Here is a 26969-nt window from a genome sequence, read left to right as displayed (position 1 = left end):
CCCGGAATAATGACAGGGGGCCGTTTTCCATAGTAATATAATAAATGTAAAGAATTTGTCATAGGTTGTTGTTAAGTCAATATACAACATGTCGGGAGAGGATTGAAGATGTCGGATCAAGAACAACAGCTTCCCCAGCTGTCGAATGATCATATCGATGCCGGTGAGTTGCTGAATGCTTTGATGGCTATGAAGAAAGGGGATTTTTCTTTTCGAATGCCTTACGACCGGACCGGTATCTCCGGCAAAGTGGCAGACACGTTTAATGAGATCATGGACATGCAGGAAAGCCTGGTGGGCGAAATCCGCACCGTGGCTGAAGTAGTTGGCAAGGAAGGTAAACTGACTCGCCGATTTAATCATAAAAATACGGGCGGATCCTGGGAACTTGTTGTTGAATCGCTGAACGGACTTGTGAGCGATTTGGTTCAACCCACCGCCGAAGTTGCCCGCGTAATCAACGCGGTAGCGCAAGGGGATTTGACGCAAAAGGTGGAGGTTGAGTTCGAAGGAAGACCTCTGACCGGAGAATACTTAAGAACGGCAAATAACATTAATATGATGGTTAACCAGCTCAGCACATTCGCTTCGGAAGTGACGCGGGTGGCCCGGGAGGTCGGCACCGACGGCAAGCTGGGCGGACAGGCGGACGTCAAAGGCGTGTCCGGGACCTGGAAAGACCTGACGGATAGCGTGAACAACATGGCCGCCAATTTGACGAATCAGGTACGTAATATCGCGGCCGTTACAACGGCTGTAGCGACAGGGGACTTGACGAAGCAGATCACGGTCAATGCCAAGGGCGAAATTCTGGAACTGAAGGACACGATTAATACAATGGTGGACCAGTTGTCCATGTTTGCCTCGGAAGTGACGCGGGTTGCGCGGGAGGTAGGCACGGAGGGCAAGCTTGGCGGCCAGGCCGAGGTTAAGGGAGTATCGGGAACCTGGAAAGATTTGACTGATAGCGTTAATGATATGGCTTCAAATCTGACCGATCAGGTGCGGAACATTGCGGTCGTGACGACGGCGGTCGCGAACGGCGACCTATCGAAGAAAATCACGGCAAACGTGCAAGGCGAAATTCTTGAGCTCAAAAATACGATCAATACAATGGTGGATCAATTGTCTACCTTTGCCTCCGAAGTAACGCGGATGGCGCGGGAGGTCGGTACGGAGGGCATTCTCGGTGGTCAGGCCGAGGTTACCGGAGTAGCCGGTACGTGGCGCGACCTGACGGAAAGCGTAAACTACATGGCGTCGAATTTGACGAATCAGGTGCGTAATATCGCCGAGGTTACAACCGCGGTCGCCAAGGGGGATTTGTCCAAGCATATTACGGTTAACGCCAAGGGCGAAATCCTGGAATTGAAGAACACCATTAACATCATGGTAGATCAATTGTCTACGTTTGCCTCCGAGGTTACACGGGTGGCCCGCGAGGTGGGTACGCTCGGGATGCTGGGCGGACAAGCCCAGGTCCGCGGGGTGGCCGGTACGTGGCGCGATTTGACGGAAAGCGTAAACTACATGGCCTCCAATTTGACGAACCAGGTACGTAACATTGCGGTCGTTACGACGGCCGTGGCGAATGGCGATCTTTCCAAGAAGATTACCGCCGATGTACAGGGCGAAATTCTGGAACTGAAAAATACGATCAATACGATGGTGGATCAATTGTCCACCTTTGCTTCCGAAGTCACGCGGGTAGCATTGGAAGTAGGTACCGAAGGCAAGCTCGGCGGACAAGCCGAGGTGAGAGGCGTCGGCGGTACTTGGAAGGATTTGACCGAAGGCGTAAATAACATGGCCCGGAACCTGACCGATCAGGTTCGAGGCATTGCGGAAGTAACGACGGCCGTCGCGAAAGGCGACTTGTCGAAAAAAATTACCGTAGACGCTAAAGGCGAAATTCTGGAACTGAAAAATACGATGAACACGATGGTGGATCAGCTCAGTCTGTTTGCCTCCGAAGTTACCCGCGTAGCTCGCGAAGTCGGCACCGAAGGCAAGCTTGGTGCGCAGGCGGATGTGAAGGACGTATCCGGTACATGGAAAGACCTTACGGACACGGTGAATACGATGACCAGCAATCTGACGATCCAGATGCGGAACATCGCGGGGGTTACGACCGCGGTGGCAAACGGGGATTTGTCGAAGCAGATTACCGTAGACGTAAAAGGCGAGTTGCTCGAGCTAAAGAATACGATCAATACGATGGTGGATCAGCTCAATTCATTCGCCTCCGAAGTAACGCGGGTAGCGCGTGAGGTCGGCACCGACGGCAAGCTCGGCGGCCAGGCGCAAGTGCGCGGCGTTGGCGGCATCTGGAAGGATTTGACCGACAACGTAAATATTATGGCTGCCAACCTGACCGACCAGGTCCGGGGAATCGCCAAGGTCGTTACTGCGGTCGCCGGCGGGAACCTGAACCAGAAGCTGACGGTGGAAGCCAAGGGCGAAATCGCGGAGCTGACGGATACGATCAACAATATGATCGATACGCTGGCCACGTTTGCGGATCAGGTTACGACCGTGGCCCGCGAGGTTGGCGCGGAAGGCAAGCTGGGAGGACAGGCCAGCGTGCCTGGTGCGGCCGGTACATGGCGTGACTTAACCGACAATGTAAACTACATGGCCAGTACGCTGACGACCCAGGTGCGTGCCATTACAACGGTCGCGACTGCGGTAACCAAAGGCGATCTGTCGCGAAGCATCGATGTCGCCGCGGTCGGCGAAGTCGCCGAATTGAAGGATAATGTAAATGAAATGATCCGGAACTTGAAAGAGACGACCCGGATCAACACCGAGCAGGATTGGTTGAAGACGAATCTCGCCAAATTTTCCAGACTGCTCCAAGGACAGCGCGACCTGTACGCCGTGTGCCGCATGATCTTGTCGGAGCTGGCTCCGCTCGTTTCCATGCAGCACGGCGTCATGTACATCAACGAGCAGGTAAACGGCGAGCCGACATTGGCCCTGTTTGCCAGCTACGCTTATCAGCAACGAAAACATTTATCCAATCAGTTCCGTTCCGGCGAAGGCCTTGTCGGCCAGTGCCTGATCGAGAAGCAGCGCATTCTGCTCACGAACGTGCCCGGAGATTATGTGATGATTTCTTCCGGCCTTGGCGAATCCGTTCCGCTGAATATCGTGCTGCTGCCGATCATTTTTGAAGACCAGGTGCTCGCCGTTCTGGAGCTGGCTTCGTTCCGCCGCTTTACCGATATCGATCTCGATTTCCTTGACCAACTGACGGAATCGATCGGGATCGTAATTAATACGATGCAGGCGAACCGGCGTACCGAAGAACTGTTGATGCAGTCCCAGTCGCTTACCGAGGAACTGCAAAACCAGCAGATGGAGTTGCAGGAAACGAATGAGGAACTGGAGGAGAAAGCAAGGTTGCTCGTTCTCCAGAAGGCGGAAGTAGAAAGCAAAAACAATGAAGTGGAAATTGCCAGACGGGTGCTTGAGGAAAAGGCGGAACAGCTGGCTTTGACCTCGCGCTATAAGTCCGAATTTTTGGCCAATATGTCGCATGAACTTCGTACTCCGCTGAACTCGCTGCTGCTTCTGGCCGAGCAGTTGGCCGAAAACCCGGATGCAAACCTCACCGATTACCAGGTGAAATTTGCCCAAACGATTCAGGATGCGGGCATTGAACTGCTTGAGTTGATTAACGATATTCTGGACTTATCCAAAATCGAATCCGGCACGGTAACCGCGGAATATAACGAACTTCAAATCAGTGAAGTCACGGACAGCCTGGAGCGGACTTTCCGCCATATGGTTGACGACAAGAAGCTGGACTTTTCGATTAAGCTCGAAGAAGATCTTCCCGAGAAGATGGTGACGGATCCGAAACGATTGCAACAGGTCCTGAAAAATCTGTTGTCCAATGCCTTCAAGTTTACGGAAGAGGGCCAGGTCCTGCTCCATATCTATAAAGCGAATGATGGGTGGAGCGCGGGAAGCGACCGGTTGAACCGGGCGAAAGAAGTGATTTGCTTCTCCGTCAGCGATACGGGGATCGGTATACCGACCGATAAACAGGCGATTATATTCGAAGCGTTCCAACAGGCTGACGGAAGCACGAGCCGGGAATACGGAGGGACCGGCTTGGGGCTGGCCATCTCACGCGAGATTGCGGTTTTGCTGGGCGGCGAAATTACATTGTTTAGCGTGGTGGATAAAGGCAGCGTCTTTAATCTGTTCCTGCCGTTATATACGGATATTCCGGGACACGAGACGGAGGAGGTTTCCCAGCTTGAGGCCGTGCCGTCCTCTCCGAAGTACGTGCCGGAAATCATTGATGTAACGCCCCGTGAATCGAAGCGGGGCGGCACGCCGAGGGAAGAACGGATCATCCAGGACGACCGGGATTCCATTGAGCCCGGCGACAGCGTATTTTTGATCGTGGAAGACGACGTGAAGTTTAATGAAATTCTGCTCGATATTTTGCATAAAAAAGGAATTAAGGCAATTATCACCACCCGGGGTAACGGAGCGCTGGAACTTGCCCAAAAATACGCTCCGGACGCGATTACCCTGGATCTGCGGTTGAAGGATATGGACGGCTGGCTGGTGATCGACCAGTTGAAAAACGACCTTAGCGTCCGGCATATTCCGATTTGCGTCATTACGGTGGAAGAGGACGAAATTCCGCTGCGCCAAAAAGGCGTGTATGAGTATATCGGTAAGCCGGTGACGAATGAGGAACTCGAAACGAAGCTGGACCAGTTGAGAGAGTTTTCGGCCACGCTGGTGCACCGGGTGCTCATCGTCATCAGCGATAGCGAGCGCAGCGAACAATTCGAGCAGCTTCTCGACAATGACGACTTGGAAATCGTCACGGTGGATACCGGCCGGAAAGCGATCAACCAACTGAAGTCGAACAGCTTCGACGTCATTCTGATCGATAATGATCTGGGGAATACCGACGTGCTCGGCCTGGTTCATGAAATTCACAAAAACATTCAAAACAAGTCGGTGCCGATCATCTTGAACCGTAACCGGAAATGGACTCCGGAACAAGAGGCCCAGCTTGAGGAATTAATGAAGCACTCCGTGATCAAGGAGGTCAAAACACCGGTTCAAATGATGGATGAAAGCAGCTTGTTCCTGCATCGTAAAGCGGAAAATCTCTCGGAAGAATCACGGCAAATGCTGGTCAAGCTGCATGAGTCCGATGAGATGATCACTTCCAAGCAAGTGCTTGTGGTGGATGACGATATCCGGAATATCTTCGCGCTTACGACGATACTGGAGCGTCACAATATGAAGGTGATTCCTGCGGAGAATGGCCAGGAGGCGATTCAGATCCTGGAAAATACGCCATCGATCGAAATCGTGCTGATGGACATCATGATGCCGATCATGGACGGGTATGAAACGACCCGGGCCATCCGTAACAAGCCGGAATTCCAGAACCTGCCGATTATAGCGCTCACGGCGAAGGCGATGAGCGGTGACCGGGAGGCTTGCCTTGAGGCAGGGGCTTCCGACTATATTACAAAACCCGTAAACAGTGCGCAATTGCTTTCCATGATCCGTAGTTGGCTTGACCATCCGGAGGAGGAAGCGACAGCCCCGGACACGCCGTAAGGGCTGGCTCGCGTTTATCGGACAATAAACAAGCAAGGGGACTGTTCTTAAGCAAACATTGCTTAGGAACAGTCCCCTTGCCTCATTTTATGACCTATGTAAGATATCGAAGCTAACGTCAAGAAGGCAAGTGCCGCTTCAGCCAATCAATTGTATCGCAGGTGACTTCGTCCCGGTTGAGCTCGTTCAGCATTTCATGCCTTCCGCCGGGGTAAAGCTTGAATTCCAGATCATGGAGTCCCAAGCGCTCGTAAAGGGACAGGAGTCGAAGCACACCTTTGCCTTCAAGGCCTACAGGGTCTTGGTCTCCCCCGAAAATATAAACCGGTTTGTCTTTGGGGATGAGGCTCATCCGGTCGGGACGATGAATCTCGCGCAGCAAACCGAACAATCCCTGAAAAAATCCGGAACTGCAAATAAACCCGCATAGCGGATGCTGCACGAACTTATCCACTTCCTGCTCGTCTCTAGACAGCCAGTCGAAAGGCGTCCGCATCGGAATAAAGTTTTTGTTGAAACTGCCGAACGATAGCGCGTTCATTAGCAAACTCGCATGTTCAGGCCCTTGAATCCGGGCTTGAAACCGCGCCAGGTTTTGACCGAAGGAGAGGAGGCCTCGGGGGCCGTTGGTTCCTGAAAGAATAAATCCTCTGTATCTCTCCGGGCTGGTGTACATCGTTTTTTGGGTTAAGAAGGAACCCATGCTATGTCCCATGAGAAATAGGGGTATCCCGGAATGCCTGTCATGAATAAGCTCGCCCAGCGTAATGATATCCCGGACCATCCCGTTCAAGCCGTCATGGCCAGGCCAGCCCAGTTCATCCGGGCTGACCGCGGTTCGGCCGTGGCCCCGGTGATCATTGGCGTAAACCAGAAAACCTTCCTTCGTGAGTGTCTCCGCAAATCGTCTGTACCGTTCCGCCGTCTCGCTCATACCGTGGGCAATTTGCATCACTCCGCGGAGTGGGGTGTCCAGATCTGCGGGGGACCAAGCGTACACGAAAACCTGTTGACTCGCATCATTTTCAAACGTAAATGTTTGTTCCTGCATGCTGCAGCACTTCCTTTTAAGATTTTGGAAATTCCTTCAGCAAAACATGATGGCTTTTATTTTTTATCAAATGCGATAAGATAAGGGGATGCCGGCTTCTGCGGCTGGCGGTAAAGAATACTTTGTCCTGCGGATTGCGGCAGGGAAGCAGCCCAGGCTTCGACTGCAGCGGCCTCCTCGTCTCCTCCCGGATGACCGGGGTAGAGGACGACCGTCAGGATGCCTCGAGGTTTAAGAAGCCCCACCGCTTCATTCAGGGCCTTTAGCGTGCTTTCCGTATTCGTAATCACGGCCTTGTCGACTCCATCCGCCGGTAAATACCCCAAGTTAAACATGACGGCTCCAAGTTTGCCGTGAATATTCAGGGGTAACGCCGACTCCATTTCCGCATGGCTGCGTTGCAGTAAAGTTACGTTGGACAGCGTTCCTGAGATCTCTTTCTCCAGTCTAGCGCGGGTAAGTGCCAGCGCCTCGGACTGGATGTCAAAGGCGTACACGCGGCCGCGCGGTCCGCACGCTTTTGCCAGAAAGAGGGTGTCGGCCCCGGTTCCCGCCGTGGCATCCACGGCAATGTCGCCCGGCTGCAATCGCTCGCCTGCCAATTTATGAGCAAAGCTCAGTACCGAGAGAAACCCCATGTCATCCCCTCCAGTATTTACCCTGCCAAGTGTCGCGCTGCTTCAGTTCATCGTCGATCGCATTCAGTACTTCCCACTTTTTGAGACTCCACATCGGCCCGACCAACAGGTCGCGCGGAGCGTCGCCGGTTAAGCGGTGTACAATCATTTCAGGCGGCAGAAATTCCAGCGTGTCCACGATGAGCTTCACGTATTCGTCTTTTTCCAGAAAGCGGAGAAGTCCGGCCTCGTATTGCTTCACCATCGGTGTTTTGCGCATCAGGTGCAGCAGGTGGATCTTGATGCCCTGTACATCCATTTGCCCCACGGCACGGCCGGTCTCCAGCATCATTTCATGAGTTTCTTGAGGGAGCCCGTAAATGATATGCGTGCAAACCCGAATGTTCCGCTTGCGCAGTTTCTCCACCGCATCGAGATAACACTTCGTATCATGAGCCCGGTTGATGAGCGTCGAGGTTGATTCATGAATAGTTTGCAGCCCCATCTCCACCCATAGGTAGGTTCTTTCGTTCAGTTCGGCCAAATAATCGACGACATCGTCAGGGAGACAGTCGGGACGCGTCGCGATGGAGAGTCCGACTACTCCCGGCTGTTCCAAAATAGCCTCATAGTATTCCCGCAATTCCTCCACGGGCGCATAGGTATTCGTGTAAGCCTGAAAATAGCCGATATATTTGGCGTTCGGCCATTTCAGGTGCTGCCTGTCACGGATCGTATTGAATTGGGTTACCAGATCATCCCGGCGGCTGCCGGCGAAATCTCCCGAGCCACGGGCGCTGCAAAATGTACAACCGCCTTTGGCGATGGATCCGTCCCGGTTCGGACACGTAAAGCCGGCATCGAGCATGACTTTGAATACTTTATCCCCGAATTGTTCCCGCATTTCCGTGTTCCAGGTATGAAAACGTTTGTCGCTCCAAAGTCTGGGCGTTGTTGAAAGAGTAGTGGTCATTTTTGCTCCTTTATGTTTGTGTCTATGTTTGTTACTTATTGTCACAAAATAAGTTTTTGTGTCTGTTAGGGGGCGTAAAGCCTTTGATCAAGCGGCTTCCCATGAATCATTGTATCAAATTTTACGAAAAAAGGGGAATGTTCGAAGGGGTCTTTTCTTGCGATGAATGACAGATTATGTTATTTTAATTGTACCTAAACTACGTTTGGACCCCAATTCCAAAATATATCGGAAAAGGAATCCCCGTACCGTCTCCCCGGCGGTCCGTCAGGATTCCTTTTCCCTTTGTCGGGGGATCATGGTTCATTTTTATCTCTTTACTTTTAGTTCGAACTTCGGCACAATATTTCAGTAATGGAATATTGAAATTGGCATTTACATGAAAGCGGAGGAATGAGATGCGTTTACGCGGAAGAAAGGGAATCCGGGAAAATTTGGAGCAGCAGCACGATCTTGTCGTTCTGGATCCCCGGGAATATAAAGGGAAATGGCATCAATTGTTCGGAAATGACCGCCCTATTCATATCGAGCTCGGCATGGGCAAGGGACAATTTATCAGCGGAATGAGTTTCAAGCATCCGGACTGCAACTTTGTGGGAATGGATATGTACGATGAACTGATCCGCCGGGGCAGTGAGAAGGTGCGGGCGATCTGGAGCGGACATGAAGTGGAAAATCCGGAGAATGTTCGGCTTGCTCTGGGCAACATCGAGTCGATCGAGGAATTTTTCGCTCCAGGTGAAGTTGAGAGGGTTTATTTGAACTTCAGCGATCCGTGGCCGAAGAAGAAGCACGGACGGAGACGGCTTACGCATCCGCGTTTTCTCGACAAATACCGCGCTTTACTGAATGAGGAAGGGGAAATTCATTTCAAGACAGATTCGCGGGAACTGTTCGAGTTTTCACTAAATGCATTTGCCGCGAGCGGCTTGCAGATGGACAACATTTCGCTTAATCTGCATGGAGACGGGATAAACGAGAACCATGTCATGACCGAGTATGAGAGTAAATTCGTGGGACAAGGGATGCCCATTTACCGTTGCGAAGTCAAGGTCGGCGAGTCGGCCCTGCGTCGTTATCACGACCATAAAATGGAACAATTTTAACAAATAGAAAACAGACCTCCAAAGTTCCGGAGGTCTGTTTTATTGCTTGTAAGCCGATATTCGTAGAATTATGTCGTCACTGTATTCCGTTCAATAAGATCCATAATGGCTTGTGCGCTTTGTAGCGGATAGTAACTCGCGATGTGGTCGAGAACTTCTTCCCTGGCTCGTACGACTTCATCGTACTTGTCCGTGAGCCTGTTAATCCAGGCGCTAATGTCATCCAGGGAACCGATAGGCGTTCCCCAACCCTGGGAAGCGAAGTACTGGGAATTTTCCTCTTCCTGTCCCGGGAGCGGTTTGTGGAACAGCATCGGAATGCCTTTGGCCAAGCCTTCCGTGCAGGTCATTCCGCCGGGTTTCGTTATCAGCAAATCGGATGCATCCATCAGCTTGTCTATCTCCCGCGTGAATCCCAGCAAGTGGATATGTTCATGAATGAATCGGGAATCCTTTTTCATCTTCTCCAGCGATTTGGTGTTGCTTCCGAAGCAGAAGATGATCTGGATTACGTCGCGGTAAGAGGCTAAGTGGGCATTAACCGCCTCGTCCTTCATAAAGCCCCAGCCGCCCCCCATGACAAGCACGGTGGGAATATTCTTCAGGTTAAACTGGGCCCGGATATCTTCTTTCCGGTGGCGTTCCCAGAAATTCGGATGAACCGGAATCCCCGTGATCCGGATTTTGTCCTCCTCGACTCCTCGTTCAAGCAATTTCTGCTTCACTTGCTCAGTGGATACAAGGTAGCTATTCACTTCCCGGCTGATCCAAGTGCCATGCGCGTCATAATCGGTGATAACCGTGCAGAGAGGCACGTCAAGCATTTCCAGCCGCTTGATCCGCGAAATAATGGCGCTAGGTATGGGATGAGTACAAACGATGACATCCGGATGAAGTTGCCGGATCAATTGGATCGTGCGCGTATAAAATATCCGATGGAGAGCCAGAGTCGTCAATCGGTTCAGTGATTTTTTATAATTGCTGCGATACATCATGCGTACAAGGCGCGGTTGGGTGGATACCGTTTTCTTATAGGCAGTGATAATGAGCGGTGCCACTCTCGGATTTAAAAAACTGCCCAGTTCTAGGACTTTGGTCTGCACATGTGGTGCCACTTTGCGTAAACTGCTGGAGAGCGCATATGCCGCCTGGGTATGTCCGGCTCCAAACCCTTCAGATAAAAGCAAGACTCTTTGTTTTTGCACTTTAGTTTCACCTTTTCCTGCAAGGTTTTTCTACCATTTACAATATCCCCTTTACGCCCATAATGCAACCGTTCCGAGGGCAACGGACGAACCGATTACAGCCCCTGCGAGTACGTCGGAAGGGTAGTGCAAACCCAAATAAATCCGGGACACGGCAACGATCAGCGCAATGGGCCCGAGAATCAGGGCAAGTGCCGGTTGAGCTGCCATGAACGGCATGGTCACCGAAAAAATGGCTGTCGTATGACCCGAAGGAAAAGAGTGGTCCGTAAGCGGATTACGGAAAGTATTGGTCCCGGGAAGCGTCAAGTACGGACGAACCCTGGGATATGTTTTTTTTGCCAATGCGACCGGAATATGGCTGATTGCCAGAGCGACGCAGGCTTGTAGACCTACTCTGTTCCAGGGCTGGGGAGCGACCATCCATATGAGCAGGGTGGACAAAATCGTAAACCAGGCTCCTCCGAGATGGGTGAGGTGATACACCCAAAAATTAAGAAAGCTCCGATGCAAGCGGCCGTTGATCCCTACAAAAAGCCGTTGATCCAGTTGTACCAATTTTTGAAACAATCGATTCATAAAAAATTCCTCCGCGCTTGGTTTGCCGCAAGATACGGCCTAAAACTGCCGCATAAGCCGAGACTATCACGCAGCGATGGCATTTTCAGGTAAGTATGATCATATTTTGAATCCGTGGCCTTTTTCAAGAACAGGGGACTTTGTGAGTTAATATACCCTTTTTTTAAGTTCTTGTGAATCTGCACTTGAGATTGATTCAAATGATATCAAAAAAGTTTAAAGAAAAATGAGTTATTGAGTAAACTTTTTCCGATTTTTTTCGTTTGTGTATTATCGACTGATTTTATATACCGTTAATAATTTGAAAAAAAAGGGGGACTAAAGAAATAAAAAGCGTCAAAATTGATGAAAATAAGAACTAACCGCACCGATTGCTGGTTGCGGTGGTGCTTTGTGTGACTATAGAGTGTCATCCGTCGGATTTTAAGCGTTACGCAGTTCTTACAGCGGTTTGACAAATGATACAAAGTCATGGAAAATCGAAAAAGCGTTGAAAATGAAAAAAAAGATTTTCAAACAACGTTGTTACAAAGGGTCATGAAAAAAACTCCGTAATATCTAGAGAAAAAAAGCAGTTAAAAATTAAAGGGAGTTAAAAGGGGGTATTAGAGATCATGATGGACGCCATTTTAATTTCGCTGCAGGTAGTGCTTGCAGTGATCGGGGTGTACCAATTCGGTTTATCGTTGTTCGGCATGTACAAGAAAAAGAAAAAAGAAAGTTTTGCTCCGACTAAATCTTTTGCGGTGCTGGTAGCGGCGCATAACGAGGAAAAAGTGGTCGGCGCTTTGATGGAGAACTTGAAGCATCTGAACTACCCGAAAGAACTTTACGATGTGTTTGTCATTTGCGACAACTGTACGGACGGAACAGCCGACATCGTACGGAGTCACGGGATGAAAGCTTGCGTGCGCTCCAATCCGAATTTGCGCGGGAAAGGTTACGCGATCGAATGGATGCTCAAACAACTATGGAAAATGCCGCGGCAGTATGATGCGGTCGTGATGTTCGATGCCGATAATTTGGCGCATCCGGACTTTTTGAGCGAAATGAACAATGACCTCTGTTCAGGCGCCCGTGTCATTCAAGGCTACATTGATACCAAGAATCCGGAAGATTCCTGGATCACTGCTTCCTATGGGATATCCTACTGGTATTGCAACCGTTTGTGGCAGTTGTCCCGCCACAATTTAAATATGGCTAACTTCCTCGGCGGAACGGGGATGTGTTTTGAAACCGAGCTTCTGAAAGAAATCGGCTGGGGAGCAACAAGCCTCGTGGAGGATTTGGAATTCACGATGCGCTGTGTGGAACGCGGTGTTTACCCGGTGTTCAACTACGACGCCAAGCTGTTTGACGAAAAGCCGCTTACCTTTAAAGCTTCCGCCCGCCAGCGCCTTCGCTGGATGCAAGGGCACTTTACGGTGGCTCGCAGATATTTCTTCCCGCTGTTGTGGAAAAGTATCAAGGAGCGGAATCTGATCAAGCTGGATATGGCCCTTTACGGTGCCAACGTATATATCGTGTTGCTGACTTTCCTGCTCACCGCTTTTATCTGGGCGGACCAGTCCTTGTTCGGCGGACCGAACTTTGAAACGCTGTATTCTAAATTTCCGCTGTGGATCTCATTCGTGGCGATCGCGGCTAACGTATTCATTTTCCTGGCGGCTATGTTCCTGGAAAAGGTCAAGTCTAAGAAGGTTTACGCTTATCTCGTGCTGTTCCCGATCTACCTGATTTCCTGGTGGCCGATCACCTTCTATGCGTTCTTCACCCAAAACAACAAGCAGTGGAGTCATACGCAGCATACGCGCGTAGTACGCCTGGAAGAAGTCCAAAAAGGATAGGAAGCTCAAAAACAGGGCTTTGATCACGAAGCTTAAACCGGGAAGTCGATTCGGCATCGAATCTTGAATTCAGCCGAGCCCTCCGGTGCTCACGTAGGTTTCTCCTACGCTCCGCTCCTCGGTCTCGGCTTCTTCCAACCTTCTCGGTGCTGAAAGCCCGGTTTTTGAGCCATGTTTGGAATGGAAGCTCAAAAACAGGGCTTTGATCACGAAGCTTAAACCGGGAAGTCGATTCGGCATCGAATCTTGAATTCAGCCGAGCCCTCCGGTGCTCACGTAGGTTTCTCCTACGCTCCGCTCCTCGGTCTCGGCTTCTTCCAACCTTCTCGGTGCTGAAAGCCCGGTTTTTGAGCCATGTTTGGAATGGAAGCTCAAAAACCGGCTTTGAATTAAAGCCTTGACACGGCCTTCGGCATGTGTTAAAGTATTCAAGTGTTGCAATGAATGATTTTGGATTGCAAGCAGAGGCCTTGGCTTCTCACCTGTCCGACAAATGATGTTGGCTGGTTTTGATCCGATGACTTATGAATGGAAAATTCATGATGAATTGACGATCAATTTGGGATGCGGGCGATAACCTGCATCCCTTTTTATTTAGCAATATCCGTCCTAAGGACAACAAACTCTTTGGAGGTGGAGAATTATCAGTAAGGAACATTTGATCAATGATGAGATACGGGCCAAGGAAGTTCGTTTGGTAGGTGCGGGTGGCGAGCAAATCGGTATTACGCCGATCCGTGAGGCACTGCAAATGGCAATCGATCAGAATCTGGATCTGGTTAACGTAGCGCCGACGGCCAAGCCTCCGGTATGCCGGATAATGGATTATGGCAAGTTCCGTTACGAGCAGCAGAAGAAAGAAAAAGAAGCCCGTAAGAATCAAAAGATAGTGGACATCAAGGAAGTATGGTTCCGTGCCAATATTGAGGAACATGATTTCCAGACGAAGCTTCGCAATGTGATCAAATTTTTAAAAGACGGCGACAAGGTAAAATGCTCGGTTCGCTTCCGTGGCCGCGAAATTACCCATGCCGACATCGGTAAGAAAATTCTCGACCGCGTTAAAGAAGAGGTTGCGGAAATTTCAGCGGTGGAACGTCTTCCTAAATTGGAAGGTCGCAGCATGATTATGATTTTGGCACCTAAAAACTAATCGCACACTTCGGCGGTTCGCCTAAAGCGGATCGGCGAGAGTGAGCAACTCACAAATTTTGAGGGGGAAGTACAATGCCTAAAATGAAAACCCACAGCAGTCTTAAAGACCGCTTCAAAATTACCGGATCCGGTAAAGTAAGACGTTACAAAGCGAATCGCAATCACTTGCTGTCCCATAAGTCCAAACGCGCTAAACGTGTATTGGCAAACAGCCCTGTGGCTTATTCCGGTGACGTTAGCCGTTTGAAACAACAACTCGCAAACTTGAAGTAATTTATTAACACAACTTATTGGGAGGTTTATTGATATGGCAAGAGTAAAAGGCGGATTCGTGGTTCGTCGTCGTCATAAAAAAGTATTGAAATTGGCTAAAGGTTATTTTGGTTCGAAACACCGCATCTTCAAAACTGCTAACGAGCAGGTAATGAAATCCCTGCTGTACGCATACCGTGACCGTCGTACGAAAAAACGCGATTTCCGCAGACTGTGGATCGTTCGTATCAATGCGGCTGCCCGCATGAACGGTTTGTCTTACAGCAAATTGATGCACGGCCTGAAACTGGCTGAAGTTAATATCAACCGTAAGATGCTTGCGGATCTGGCTGTTAACGACATCAATGCATTTAATTCTTTGGCGACTGTAGCTAAGGAAAAAATCAACGCCTAATTAACGCGGTAGTAACAACGTCGTCTCTGGTTGCGATCCAACCGGAGGCGACGTTTTTTGATGTCAACCTAGCATGGGAACGTCCTATTTGGAATTTACTGCAAAGTTATCGAATCTGCTTGAGGATCGCGCCGTTACTTTGTGAGGTTTCTTTTGTGTTGGAAACTCTTTTTTGGGGAAACATAAGGATTGAAATAAAAAGGCAGAAGGCTTTGATTTCGGGCTAAGTTTACACATAGCGAACATTGTATGGGAATTGTGTCGAATGAAAGCGATTCATTTCACAAAAAGACGAAGCTTATTTAACCTATGGTCATTAAAAGTATGGATTTTAAGTAATTTTAACGGTATAATCTGTCTGTACAGACGCTATAACAGGGTCATAAAATTTTAAGGGGGATTATTCGTCAATGAAGTCAATGAACAAAACCTTCAAATTTTCTTTAGTCATGGTACTCGCTGTGATGATGATTTTGGCGGGATGCGGCAACAACAAGAACAATGCGGCAAACAACGGTGCTTCCTCCAACACGGGAGCGGGGAACACGGAAGCCAGCAATGGTGGTAACAACGGCGGAAGTAAATCGTCCGACATCAAGGTCGGTCTTGTTACAGACATTGGCGGCGTAAACGACAAATCCTTTAACGAATCGGCATGGGAAGCGCTTGAGGCCCTGAACAAGGAACAAGGAATTCAGCACAAGTATTTGCAAAGCGGAAGCAGCTCGGACTACATTCCGAACCTGAATCAATTTGTACAAGGCGGTTATGACTTGACTTGGGCGATCGGCTTTGATTTGGGCGACGCGTTGAAGCAAGTGGCTGACGCCAACAAGGACGCCAAACTGGCGATCATCGACAGCGTTGTTGATGCTCCTAACGTAGAATCCGTTACTTTTGCCGAAAACGAAGGTTCGTTCCTGGTTGGGGTAGTTGCAGGTCTGACTACTAAAACTAATCAAATCGGCTTTATCGGCGGTGCCGAAAGTCCGGTTATCAAACGTTTTGAAGTTGGTTTCAAAGCAGGCGTAGAGGCAGTTAATCCGGATGCTGAAGTTAAAATCACTTATGCCGGTGCATATGATAAGCCGGATATCGGTAAATCGCTCGCCAGCCAATTGTATGATAACGGCGCGGATATTATTTTCCCTGCTGCTGGACAAACCGGTAACGGCGTATTTAACGAAGCGACTGCACGTAACAATGCAGGCGGAGCTACAAAATTGTGGGTTATCGGCGTGGACAAGGACCAATCGCTTGAATTTGGCGATGAAGTAACGTTGACATCGATGATCAAACGGGTTGATGTAGCGGTGAAAAACGTAACTCAACAAGTTATTGACGGCACGTTCAAAGGCGGTCAAATCACGAACTTGACGTTGAAAGACGACGGCGTAGGCATTGCCGATACTTCTTCGAAAAACGTAAGCAAAGAGATTCTCGACAAAGTCGAAGAATACAAACAAAAAATTATTAATGGTGAAATCACAGTACCAGCCGAGTAACAAATATATTTCCTTTACGACGGTTTCGGCCGAATAGTAAAATAAGACATAAGCAGGCAAGGCCAGTGTTGTATGAACTGGCCTTGTTGTTTGCGTAAATCCCAGAATGGTGAGGGTGATTTCATGAGCACTACGGCTCCTGTAGTCGAGTTGAAGCAAATCACAAAGCGTTTTCCCGGTATAGTTGCCAACGATTCAATCAGCCTGACCTTGCGTAAAGGGGAAATTCATGCCCTCTTAGGTGAAAATGGCGCGGGCAAGTCAACTTTGATGAATATTTTGTTTGGACTTTATCAACCGGATGAAGGTTCGATCGAGATCGACGGGAAAACGGTAACGATCGATAATCCGAACAAAGCGATTAAATTAGGTATCGGTATGGTTCACCAGCATTTCAAGCTGGTCCAACCTTTCACGGTCACGGAGAATATTATTCTCGGCATGGAACCGAAGAAAGGGCTTAACATCGACTATAAATCGGCGTCCGCCGAAGTGGCGAAATTGTCGGAACAGTATGGTCTTCACGTCAATCCCAACTCCAAAATCCAGGATATTTCGGTCGGAATGCAGCAACGCGTGGAAATTATGAAGACCTTGTTCCGCGGCGCGGATATTCTTATATTTGATGAGCCGACGGCGGTATTGACCCCGCAGGAAATCGTAGAATTGATGGCGATTATGCGGCGGTTGGTGGCGGAAGGCAAGTCTATTATTCTGATCACTCACAAGTTGAAGGAAATCATGGAAATATCCGACCGGGTGACAATCATTCGGCGAGGCAAGGTAATCGATACGGTGGATACGGACAAGACGAATCCGAACGAGCTTGCCGAAAAAATGGTCGGTCGCGGCGTTACTTTTAAAATAGACAAAGACGCTCCGGTCATCGGACAACCTGTCTTGCAACTAAACCAAGTGAAGATGAATGACAAACACGGGGTTTCTGTTTTAAACGGGCTGAATCTGGAAGTTAAGGCGGGAGAAATCGTCGGGATCGCCGGCGTGGACGGCAACGGGCAATCGGAGTTAATCGAGGCTATTACCGGCCTTCGCAAGATTGATTCGGGCTCGATTGTGCTGTCCGGCAAAGAGATTGCCAACTTGCCGACGCGCAAAATCATCGAGAGCGGCATGTCCCATATTCCTGAAGATCGTCATAAGCACGGGCTGGTTTTGGATTTTTCCATCAGCGAGAATATGGTGCTGGAGACGTATTACAAATCTCCTTACAGTAAAAGCGGGTTTCTTGATCGACGGGTTGTGGATAAAAATGCCGAGAAGTTAGTGCAGGCATTCGATGTTCGTACTCCGAGCATTGAAACCAAAGCCCGCTCGTTATCCGGAGGCAATCAGCAGAAGGCAATTATTGCTCGGGAAATAGACAAGAATCCGGATCTGTTGATCGCTGCCCAACCGACGCGCGGACTCGATGTAGGCGCTATCGAATTCGTTCATAAGCAATTGATTGGTCAGCGCGATCAAGGGAAGGCCGTCCTGCTTATTTCATTCGAACTGGACGAAATTATGAATGTATCCGACCGGATTGCCGTGATTTACGAAGGTAGGATTGTCGGTGAAGTGCTTCCGCAAAATACGAATGACCAAGAGCTGGGTCTGATGATGGCAGGCTTCATGGATAAGGGAGGACAATCGGATGAATAGATTGCGCAAAATCTTTACCCTGGACAGCCTGATCGTACCGCTCGTGGCCATTCTCCTGGGCTTGATTGTCGGCGCGGTCGTCATGCTCTTGGGCGGATATAATCCGTTTGAAGCTTATGGTGCCTTGATTAAACGGGTTGTGGGCAACCCGTACGACTTTGGCGAGACGATTCGGCAGATCACGCCTTTGATCTTTACGGGATTAGCCGTCGCATTTGCCTTCCGTTCCGGGATGTTTAATATCGGCGCGGATGGACAGGTTCTCATCGGGATGACGGCGGCAACGTCCGTTTCTCTGTCCATGTCAGGTGTTTCGTCTTCGATTGTCGTGCCGGTGGCCGTAATAGCCGGGGGAGTCGCAGGTGGATTATGGGCTGCGATTGCCGGCTACTTGAAAGCCAAACGGGGCATTAATGAAGTTATTACAACGATCATGTTGAACTGGACCGCACTTTATTTATCCAACTACGTGATCCGCCATTTCTTCCTTCTCAAAGGACAGAACCGTTCGGAGGATATCGGAGCTTCGGCAGCTCTGATGTTCCTATCGGGAATATTCAACAATGCCCGGGTACATTGGGGGATCGTTATCGCACTGCTGGCAGCCTTATTCTTCTACGTATACCTCTGGAAAACGAAGCAAGGTTATGAGATGCGCGCGGTCGGTTTTAACCAGAATGCTGCTGAATATGCCGGGATGAACGTGGGGCGCAATGTGGTGAAAGCCATGTTCATCAGCGGGGTGTTCGCCGGCTTGGCGGGGACTTTCGAGGTGCTTGGAGTGTTTCATTATCAGTCCGTCTTCGCGGCGTCTCCAGGCTATGGTTTTGACGGGATCGCGGTCGCGCTTCTCGGGATGAATCATCCGTTCGGGGTCGTTCTGGCTGCAATCCTGTACGGCGGTCTGACTTACGGATCGGCGGGGATGAGCTTTGCGGCGGGTGTTCCGCCTGAACTGATCAAAATCATCATCGGTTCCATTATTTTCTTCATTGCCGCACAAGGCATCGTCCGCTTTGTGCTGAAGCCTTTCTACCTCAAGCGCAAGAAAGAGAAGGTGTTGTAATATGGACGTTCTTACGCTGCTAGGTCAGTTGCTCAATTCAACCCTTGTGTTTTCGACCGCGCTGATATTTACGGCTCTGGGCGGAATTTTCTCGGAGCGTTCCGGCGTGGTGAACATCGGCCTGGAAGGGTTGATGATCTTCGGTGCGTTCGCGGCTGGGGTAGGAACCTACTATGCCCAGGAAGCGGGGCTCGGAGGCATGGCGCCATGGATCGGCGTTATCGCTGCAATTGTGGTCGGCATCCTCGGCTCGCTTATTCATGCTGTTGCTTCGATTACATTCAAAGCGGACCAAACGATCAGCGGGATCGTAATCAACTTTTTGGCTGCCGGCTTGACCGTGTACATCGTCAAGATGTTGTTTGACGGTTCCGCAGAAACGCCGTTGATTAAAGTGTTTCATAAGATCGCGATTCCGTTCCTGCGTGATATTCCGGTCATTGGCGAAGGGCTATTCAATTCGTATCCGACGACTTACCTGGCGCTAATACTGGTTGGAGTCGCGTATTATGTATTGTTCAAAACGCCTTTCGGCCTTCGCTTGCGTTCTGTAGGCGAATATCCTGGCGCAGCGGATACGCTTGGCGTAAACGTTTCGCGGATGCGTTATATCGGCGTAATGATCAGCGGCGCGCTCGCAGGCATAGGCGGTGCGACGATTACGCTGACTACGACAAGTACCTTTGCCCATAATACGATTTCCGGGCAGGGCTTTATCGCGATCGCCGCCATGATCTTCGGCAAATGGAATCCTGTTGGCGCCTTAGGGGCGGCTATGTTTTTCGGCTTCTCCCAGGCGATTCGAAACTATGTTCAATTGTTCGAATGGTCCAGAAGTATTCCGCAGGAATTCATTTTCATGATTCCGTATGTATTGACGATAATTGTACTGGTCAGCGCGGTTGGCCGATCCTCGGCTCCGTCCGCACTAGGAACTCCGTACGATCCATCCAAGAGATAACGAGAGCGGTCCCGAAGGCGTATGCCTGTCGGGGCCGTTTTTTTGTATGTAGTGCTGTACTAAAAAAGGCCGGGGGCTTAATGTCCCCGGTCTTTCAGTTGCCAATGGACAGCCTATTTTGGAGAAAACAAGGCCATGGTGCAAGCGGGGGCGGATGAAAATGAATATGGTGATTTGAATACGAAATAGCCGATCATTCGGTTCCGAAAGGAAACGGTTAATACGACTATTTGATCCTACATTGGAGGAGGGTTACCATGGGCAGAACGGTAACGAAAAAGGAAGCCGAAAAGTGGCTGGGCAAATCGATCGTCGCTTACAAAAAGGATGGCGGAGTGGTTACCGGTAAGCTGGTAAAAATCAGCGGGAACCGTTTGATTGTAACTCAAAATTCGGGCAAAAAAGTGAAGACCAAGGCGATTATCCCGCTGGTTCTGTTTGACCTGCTTGCTATCGGATCGGCTCCTTACGGCTATGGAGGTTACCCTTACGGGGGAGGTTACGGCCCGTATGGATATCCTTACGGCGGTTACCCCTACGGCGGTTTCTGGTAATAGTTTAAACCCGGATCAGCAACTTCTTTTCCAGCTCAAAACATTGGGAAAGCTGAACATATCGGACTGTCTGATAGCCTAGATTCCGATAAAACTGTTGGGCGCGGGTGTTGTCCCGATCTACCATGACTTTGGCTCGTGTGCACCCTCGCGAACCGGCGAAATTTTCCGCCTGGGCGATCAGGCTTTTGCCATGGCGGTTACGCCGGTGCGCGGGAGCAACGGCCATCATATCGATATATAAAAGTTCGCCATGTACCATGAAGTGAATGAATGCCACGGGATCGGCTTCATAGTAAGGCGACACCACCAACGTAACGCCTCGGGCAAGACGTTTGGGAAGCTCCTTGATGACCGTTTTCAATTCATGCGGGGGTAAGTGGGAATAAGGGACAAGCTCCTTAAGAATCAGATCATTAATAACGGGATCATCCTGTTTAGGTCTTCTGTAACGTATCATTTCACTCGTAATCCTCCTCACGATGAGAATGAAAATTCGGCCTCACATCATGCATAAAAGTGGGCGTTATCTTTTATCATATGACAGGAGGGTATCCAAGGGTTCCAAGTGGAATATTAAGCGGGGAATGCCAGGATCTGACTAAGATTCCGCCCGTTAACTTGAAGCGCGTTCTTAGGCAACTTTAAAACTGCCGCGAAAAGGGTATTGACTCTGGATGTAAACTAATCATATAATGTTTCTAAACATTTTAACGATTATATCAATCGGCGATGATGAGGACGAAGGTTTAAGGGCTCTTTGCTCAGAGAGTGGACGGATTTGCTGAGACCGTCTGCCATTACCCCTTAAATGCGAGCTCACCTCGGAGCTGTTTTCCTGAAAAACTGCAAGCGATCCTAGGCAACGCTTGCGATGAGTCTATTAGGGAAAATCGTCAGGTCTGCGTTAGAGACCACGGGTAGGAGTCAGTTTGGCTTTTACTCGTTAAGGCCCGGTACTGTGAAGAACCGGGTGAAAATGGGTGGTACCACGGAAGCTAAACCTTTCGTCCCTCGGAACAGGAGACTGTTGCGGAGGACGGAAGGTTTTTTTGTTAATATAACAATTCAAATTTTAGAAAACCTTAAGTTTTGGAAGGAGGATGACTGATGAGCGCGCAAATTCCTGCAGTGCGGTCTACAGAACAATTACGTGAGAAATGGATGAAACCGGAAGTGATTACCGGTTCGGACATCCTGCTTCGCAGCTTGCTTTTGGAAGGTGTCGAATGCGTCTTCGGTTACCCGGGGGGCGCGGTGCTATATATTTACGATGCGCTGTACGGATTCACCGATTTCCATCACCTGCTGACAAGACATGAGCAGGGAGCGATACATGCGGCAGACGGCTATGCTCGTGCAAGCGGCAAAGTCGGTGTCTGCATCGCCACCTCCGGACCGGGAGCAACCAATACGGTAACGGGAATCGCGACAGCCTATATGGATTCGGTTCCGCTCGTCATCATCACCGGGAACGTAGTCTCCAGCCTTATCGGTACTGACGCTTTCCAGGAAGCGGATATCACCGGCATTACGATGCCGATCACTAAGCATAGTTATCTGGTAAGAGACGTAGAAGATCTTCCGCGAGTTATCCATGAGGCTTTCCATATCGCTAATACCGGACGGAAAGGACCAGTACTGATAGATATTCCGAAGGATGTTTCGGCAAACAAAGCGCTGTTTGAACCTGTGCAAACCATCAACCTGCGCGGCTATCATCCTACCGTCGTTCCGAACCGCTTGCAACTCGACAAATTGTCTTCTGCGATTCAGGAAGCGGAGCGTCCGGTCATCCTGGCCGGCGGAGGCGTGGTATATTCCGGCGGGCACGAAGCGCTGCTGGAATTCGTGAACAAGACGGAAATTCCAATCACCACAACATTGCTGGGGCTCGGCGGATTCCCGAGCGGGCATGACCTTTGGATGGGAATGCCGGGGATGCACGGTACCTATACTGCCAACCAGTCCATCCAGCAGGCAGACCTGCTGATCAACATCGGCTCCAGATTTGATGACCGGGTAACCGGACGGCTCGACGGCTTTGCCCCGAAGGCTAAAATCGTGCATATCGATATTGATCCGGCGGAAATCGGAAAGAATGTGAAAACAGACATTCCGATCGTCGGAGATATCAAAACCGTCCTTGAACTGCTGAATCCATTGGTTGGACGCGCGGGCAAAGCGGACGAGTGGAGAGCCAAGATCAAGCAGTCCAAACTGGATAAACCGTTCAAGTATAAAGATTCGGATTCCGTACTCAAGCCGCAGTGGGTTATTGAATTGTTGAACGAAACGACGCACGGCGAAGCGATCGTAACGACGGACGTAGGGCAGCACCAAATGTGGGCCGCTCAGTACTACAAATTCAATCAGCCCCGCTCCTGGATCACTTCCGGGGGACTCGGAACGATGGGCTTCGGATTCCCGTCAGCGATCGGCGCGCAAATGGCCCATCCGGAACGACTGGTTATTTCGATTAACGGCGACGGCGGCATGCAGATGTGTGCCCAGGAGCTGGCGATCTGCGCGATCAACAAAATTCCGGTCAAAGTGGTCGTCATCAACAATCAGGTGCTTGGTATGGTTCGCCAATGGCAGGAGCTGATCTATGAGAACCGTTACAGCCATATCGATCTTGCCGGCAGCCCGGATTTCGTGAAGTTAGCGGAAGCTTACGGCGTTAAAGGTTTACGCGCGACGAACAAAGAAGAAGCCAAGAAAATTTGGCAGGAAGCTATGGAAACGCCGGGACCGGTATTGGTGGAATTTGTAGTGGATAAAGGCGAAAACGTGTATCCGATGGTTACACAGGGTTCCACCATTGATCAAATGTTGATGGGGGACGAAGAACAATGATAAAAAGTCATGCAATTTCCGTATTGGTTAATGACCAGCCTGGGGTTTTGCAACGCGTGTCCGGCCTTTTCGGCCGGCGCGGGTTCAACATTGAAAGCATCACGGTCGGACAATCGGAGGAAGAAGGATTGTCCCGGATGGTCATTGTGACCCAGGGTGATGACAAAACGTTGGAACAGATTGAAAAACAATTATACAAACTAATCGATGTAATCAAGGTCGTCAATCTCAGTTCCAAGCCGATGGTAGGGCGCGAACTAGCGTTGATCAAGGTGAAGTCCGAACCGGCGGAACGTCCGGAGATTATGGGTGTCGTTGAAACGTTCCGCGCGGCTGTAGTCGATATCGGTACGAACAGCATGATCGTTCAGGTGGTCGGCGATACGGAGAAAATCGACGCCATGATCGAACTGCTGCATCCATACGGAATCCGGGAGCTGTCACGAACCGGGGTTACGGCTATGATTCGCGGCAATGCCTGATAGATTTTTATACAACATTATTTAGCAGCAGCTTCACCTTCCGCCTAAGTTGGCGGGGGATTGAAAGAATCGTTCATCCAGAATGTCCTGGGAAGCCGATCCTTTGAATCACCCGTCAAACAGGCGGAGGGTACAAAATAAAATTGGGACATGCGCTATGCATACCCGCATATTATGGGAGGGTTTTAGAAATGGCAGTTACTTTGTACTATGAACAAGATGCAGAACTTAGCGTATTGAAAGGGAAAACGATCGCAATTATCGGATACGGCAGCCAAGGTCATGCCCATGCCCAAAACCTGCGTGAAAGCGGGCTTCAAGTCGTTATCGGCCTTCGTGAAGGGAAATCCTTCAACAAAGCTAAAGAAGACGGTTTTGAAGTTCTTTCCGTAGCGGAAGCTACAAAACGTGCGGATGTCGTGCAAATCTTGATGCCGGATGAAACTCAAGCGGCTGTATACAACAGCGAAATCGCTCCTAACCTGAAAAAGGGAGCAGCACTGCTGTTTGCTCACGGCTTCAACGTTCATTTTGGTCAAATCGTACCGTCCCCGGACAATGATGTTCTGCTCGTTGCTCCAAAATCGCCGGGTCACATGGTTCGCCGTACGTATGTTGAAGGCTTCGGGGTTCCGGGTCTGATCGCGATTCATCAAGATGCTACCGGTAAAGCCAAAGAAATCGGCCTTGCTTATGCCAAAGGGATCGGCTGTACACGTGCCGGAGTTATCGAAACTTCGTTCCGCGAAGAAACAGAAACCGATTTGTTCGGTGAACAAGCTGTACTTTGCGGCGGTGTAAGCGCCCTGATCAAAGCAGGCTTCGAAACGCTGACTGAAGCGGGTTACGCTCCTGAAATGGCTTACTTCGAGTGCTTGCATGAACTGAAGCTGATCGTAGATCTGATCTATGAAGGTGGCCTGGCAACGATGCGCGATTCCATTTCCAACACGGCGGAATACGGCGACTATGTTACCGGTCCTCGCGTCGTTACGGAAGAAACGAAGAAAGCGATGAAAGAAGTGCTGTCCGATATCCAACAAGGCAAGTTCGCACGCGACTTCATCCTGGAAAACCAGTCGAATCGTGCCTTCCTGACAGCTACACGCCGCAACGAAGCTAATCATCCGATCGAAGTTGTCGGGAAAGAGCTGCGCGGTTTGATGCATTGGATCAAAAAGTAATACATTTAAAGGTACGTCATAAGTATGTAGCATGAGTATTCCGGTTGCCTAATAAGCTGTTGCTTTAAGGCGGTGCGGAGCTAAAGAAAAGAATGAACCGTTTATCTTATCCAATGCGGCCGTGCATCAGCGTGTGCCGCATTGGAGGTTTTTATTTGGACGTTTTTTTATTCAGGGGGTGCAGGAATGCGGAAGATTTATATTTTCGATACAACGTTGAGGGATGGGGAGCAGTCGCCGGGGGTCAATCTGAACACCCGGGAAAAGCTGGAGATCGCATACCAGCTTGAAAAGCTTGGTGTCGACCGGATTGAAGCGGGATTTCCCGCGGCTTCACCAGGCGATCTCGCAGCGGTGAACGCCGTGGCACGCGCCATCAAAAAGTCGACGATTATCGGCTTGTCGCGCTCGCGCATGCAGGATATCGACGCGGTCCGGGAAGCGCTGCAAGGCGCCGAAGACCCTTGCATCCATCTGTTCTTGGCCACAAGCCCGATCCACCGGAAATACAAGCTCAAGATGGAGAAGGAGCAGGTACTGGAAACTGCACGGGATGCGCTTCGCTATGCCCGCAAATATTTCTCCAAAATCGAGTTTTCCTGCGAGGATGCCGGACGTACGGAACTCGATTTCTTATGCCAGATGACTGCGATGGCCATAGAAGAAGGCGCTTCCGTCGTCAACATTCCGGACACGGTCGGTTACTTGTATCCGCATGAATACGGAAACATCTTCAAGACGCTTAAGGAACGTGTTCCCGGAATTGAAAAAATCCAGTTGAGCGCGCACTGCCATGACGACCTCGGCATGGCGACAGCGAATTCGCTCGCCGCGATTCTCGGCGGAGCGGATCAGATTGAAGGCACGATCAACGGGATCGGCGAGCGTGCCGGAAATACGGCGCTTGAAGAAGTGGCGCTTGCTCTGGAAACGCGAAGCGACTTTTTCGATGCGAAGACATCGCTTGAATTGACGGAAATCTCGCGCACCAGCCGACTTGTCAGCCGTTTGACCGGGATGGTCGTTCCCGGCAACAAGGCGATTGTCGGGGCGAACGCATTTGCCCATGAATCGGGCATCCATCAGGACGGCATGCTGAAAGAGAAGACGACCTATGAAATCATGTCGCCGGAAACGATCGGTTTGAAGGAAAGCAAGCTGGTGCTGGGCAAGCATTCCGGGCGCCACGCTTTCCGGGAAAAGCTGATCGATTTGGGCTATACGCTTGAGGAAGAGCAGCTGAACGAAGCATTCGCCAAGTTCAAGGCGCTTGCCGATAAGAAGAAAGATGTGACCAACGAGGATTTGCTCGCCATTTTGGAAGAGAAGCTGGACGATACGCCGGAATCCTTCCATCTGGAGACGATTTACGTTGCTTACGGAAACGAGTCTACGCCAAATGCGAAGGTTACCCTTCTGACGGCGGAAGGCAATACGGTGGAGAAAGAAGCCGAAGGCAACGGGTCGGTCGATGCGATTTACAATGCGATTGACTTGGCTTCGGGCGAGGAAGTGACGCTTTCCGATTATTTGATTAAATCGGTGGGACGCGGCAAAGATGCCCAAGGGGAAGTTCATGTCGTTCTGACGCAGGACGAATTATCCGTCCAAGGGCGCGGAGTAAGCACGGACATTCTGGAAGCGAGCGCACGCGCTTATGTCGATGCCCTGAACCGCCTGATCGAGAAAAAGGAAAGTAATCGCGGCATTAAGGCTCAATCTTAGAAAATTAAGCAAAGAAGAGAACATAGGAAGGCTGCGGAGTCATAGGCTCCGCAGTCTTTTTGCGTTTTTGAATGAAAGAAAGTCCGGCTCTATGTTTAGTTTGGAGCTAAATCGTCCAACTTAAATTGAGGAATCAGAATCCTAGATGAATACTGACAAGCGAA

At 50.1% G+C, this 26969-nt stretch carries 21 protein-coding genes; 15 read left to right on the top strand and 6 right to left on the bottom strand.

Features of this window, described 5'->3' with window-relative positions; genetic code table 11:
- Positions 1-108 precede the first annotated feature (108 nt).
- Entirely contained in the window at positions 109-5607 is a 5499-nt protein-coding gene (locus tag ACLB09_RS11325; RefSeq protein ID WP_410769916.1) for a HAMP domain-containing protein, read from the top strand.
- 118 nt (positions 5608-5725) lie between these two features.
- Here the strand turns inward: ACLB09_RS11325 and ACLB09_RS11320 are convergent, their stop codons facing one another.
- Genes ACLB09_RS11320 through mnmL form a run of 3 tightly spaced genes read right to left on the bottom strand, consistent with a single transcriptional unit; the run spans position 5726 to position 8248 of the window.
- The gene (locus ACLB09_RS11320) at positions 5726-6658 is read right to left on the bottom strand and encodes an alpha/beta fold hydrolase (protein WP_410769915.1); all 933 of its coding nucleotides are present in this window, start codon (positions 6656-6658) and stop codon (positions 5726-5728) included.
- Positions 6659-6714: 56 nt separating this feature from the next.
- Entirely contained in the window at positions 6715-7296 is a 582-nt protein-coding gene (gene mnmM, locus ACLB09_RS11315) for a tRNA 5-(aminomethyl)-2-thiouridylate-methyltransferase MnmM (protein WP_410769914.1), read from the bottom strand.
- A 1-nt stretch (position 7297) separates the two neighbouring features.
- On the bottom strand, positions 7298-8248 hold the full coding sequence (gene mnmL, locus ACLB09_RS11310) for a tRNA modification radical SAM protein MnmL/YtqA (protein WP_410769913.1): 951 nt from the start codon (positions 8246-8248) through the stop codon (positions 7298-7300).
- 398 nt (positions 8249-8646) lie between these two features.
- On the opposite strand from mnmL, the gene trmB reads away from it, so the two are divergent.
- Complete coding sequence (gene trmB / locus ACLB09_RS11305) at positions 8647-9354, top strand: tRNA (guanosine(46)-N7)-methyltransferase TrmB (protein ID WP_410769912.1); 708 nt, start codon at positions 8647-8649, stop codon at positions 9352-9354.
- A 68-nt stretch (positions 9355-9422) separates the two neighbouring features.
- Here trmB and ACLB09_RS11300 read toward each other — a convergent pair whose 3' ends face one another.
- Both ACLB09_RS11300 and ACLB09_RS11295 read right to left on the bottom strand, forming a co-directional pair.
- Positions 9423-10559 (bottom strand): MGDG synthase family glycosyltransferase, encoded by a 1137-nt coding sequence (locus ACLB09_RS11300; protein WP_410769911.1) that lies wholly within the window; start codon positions 10557-10559, stop codon positions 9423-9425.
- Between the two features lie 51 nt (positions 10560-10610).
- Positions 10611-11138, bottom strand: a complete 528-nt coding sequence (locus ACLB09_RS11295; protein WP_410769910.1) for a phosphatase PAP2 family protein — start codon at positions 11136-11138, stop codon at positions 10611-10613.
- 614 nt (positions 11139-11752) lie between these two features.
- Here ACLB09_RS11295 and ACLB09_RS11290 point away from each other — a divergent pair.
- The 9 genes from ACLB09_RS11290 to ACLB09_RS11250 all read left to right on the top strand — a co-directional run bounded on the left by ACLB09_RS11290 (position 11753) and on the right by ACLB09_RS11250 (position 20555).
- Complete coding sequence (locus ACLB09_RS11290) at positions 11753-12985, top strand: glycosyltransferase family 2 protein (RefSeq protein WP_410769909.1); 1233 nt, start codon at positions 11753-11755, stop codon at positions 12983-12985.
- Positions 12986-13643: 658 nt separating this feature from the next.
- A complete protein-coding gene (gene infC / locus ACLB09_RS11285) occupies positions 13644-14138 on the top strand; it encodes a translation initiation factor IF-3 (protein ID WP_410769908.1) in 495 nt (164 codons plus the stop codon).
- Between the two features lie 74 nt (positions 14139-14212).
- Complete coding sequence (gene rpmI / locus ACLB09_RS11280) at positions 14213-14413, top strand: 50S ribosomal protein L35 (protein WP_044477582.1); 201 nt, start codon at positions 14213-14215, stop codon at positions 14411-14413.
- A 34-nt stretch (positions 14414-14447) separates the two neighbouring features.
- A complete protein-coding gene (rplT, locus tag ACLB09_RS11275) occupies positions 14448-14807 on the top strand; it encodes a 50S ribosomal protein L20 (RefSeq protein WP_108464861.1) in 360 nt (119 codons plus the stop codon).
- 419 nt (positions 14808-15226) lie between these two features.
- Positions 15227-16312 (top strand): BMP family lipoprotein, encoded by a 1086-nt coding sequence (locus tag ACLB09_RS11270; RefSeq protein ID WP_410770070.1) that lies wholly within the window; start codon positions 15227-15229, stop codon positions 16310-16312.
- 123 nt (positions 16313-16435) lie between these two features.
- Positions 16436-17974: an ABC transporter ATP-binding protein gene (locus ACLB09_RS11265; protein ID WP_410769907.1), complete on the top strand. Its 1539-nt coding sequence runs from the start codon at positions 16436-16438 to the stop codon at positions 17972-17974.
- A complete protein-coding gene (locus ACLB09_RS11260) occupies positions 17967-19040 on the top strand; it encodes an ABC transporter permease (RefSeq protein ID WP_410769906.1) in 1074 nt (357 codons plus the stop codon). Before ACLB09_RS11265 ends, ACLB09_RS11260 begins: the two co-directional genes overlap by 8 nt.
- Position 19041: 1 nt before the next feature.
- The gene (locus ACLB09_RS11255) at positions 19042-20001 is read left to right on the top strand and encodes an ABC transporter permease (protein WP_410769905.1); all 960 of its coding nucleotides are present in this window, start codon (positions 19042-19044) and stop codon (positions 19999-20001) included.
- Between the two features lie 257 nt (positions 20002-20258).
- Complete coding sequence (locus ACLB09_RS11250) at positions 20259-20555, top strand: hypothetical protein (RefSeq protein WP_410769904.1); 297 nt, start codon at positions 20259-20261, stop codon at positions 20553-20555.
- 4 nt (positions 20556-20559) lie between these two features.
- Here the strand turns inward: ACLB09_RS11250 and ACLB09_RS11245 are convergent, their stop codons facing one another.
- Positions 20560-21015: a GNAT family N-acetyltransferase gene (locus ACLB09_RS11245; protein WP_410769903.1), complete on the bottom strand. Its 456-nt coding sequence runs from the start codon at positions 21013-21015 to the stop codon at positions 20560-20562.
- Between the two features lie 650 nt (positions 21016-21665).
- Between ACLB09_RS11245 and ilvB the strand changes: the two genes are divergently transcribed.
- From ilvB to ACLB09_RS11225, 4 genes are all read left to right on the top strand, one after another.
- Positions 21666-23414, top strand: a complete 1749-nt coding sequence (ilvB, locus tag ACLB09_RS11240; RefSeq protein WP_410769902.1) for a biosynthetic-type acetolactate synthase large subunit — start codon at positions 21666-21668, stop codon at positions 23412-23414.
- A complete protein-coding gene (gene ilvN / locus ACLB09_RS11235) occupies positions 23411-23896 on the top strand; it encodes an acetolactate synthase small subunit (RefSeq protein WP_114496389.1) in 486 nt (161 codons plus the stop codon). Before ilvB ends, ilvN begins: the two co-directional genes overlap by 4 nt.
- Before the next feature lie 191 nt (positions 23897-24087).
- Positions 24088-25080, top strand: a complete 993-nt coding sequence (gene ilvC / locus ACLB09_RS11230; RefSeq protein WP_410769901.1) for a ketol-acid reductoisomerase — start codon at positions 24088-24090, stop codon at positions 25078-25080.
- 186 nt (positions 25081-25266) lie between these two features.
- Positions 25267-26805, top strand: a complete 1539-nt coding sequence (locus ACLB09_RS11225; protein WP_410769900.1) for a 2-isopropylmalate synthase — start codon at positions 25267-25269, stop codon at positions 26803-26805.
- The last annotated feature ends 164 nt before the right edge of the window (positions 26806-26969 follow it).

This window comes from Fontibacillus forbon, assembly GCF_046559655.1.
Taxonomy (GTDB): Bacteria; Bacillota; Bacilli; order Paenibacillales; family Paenibacillaceae; genus Fontibacillus.
Note: the sequence above shows the minus strand (reverse complement) of the source record. Positions and strands in the feature narration are given on the sequence as shown.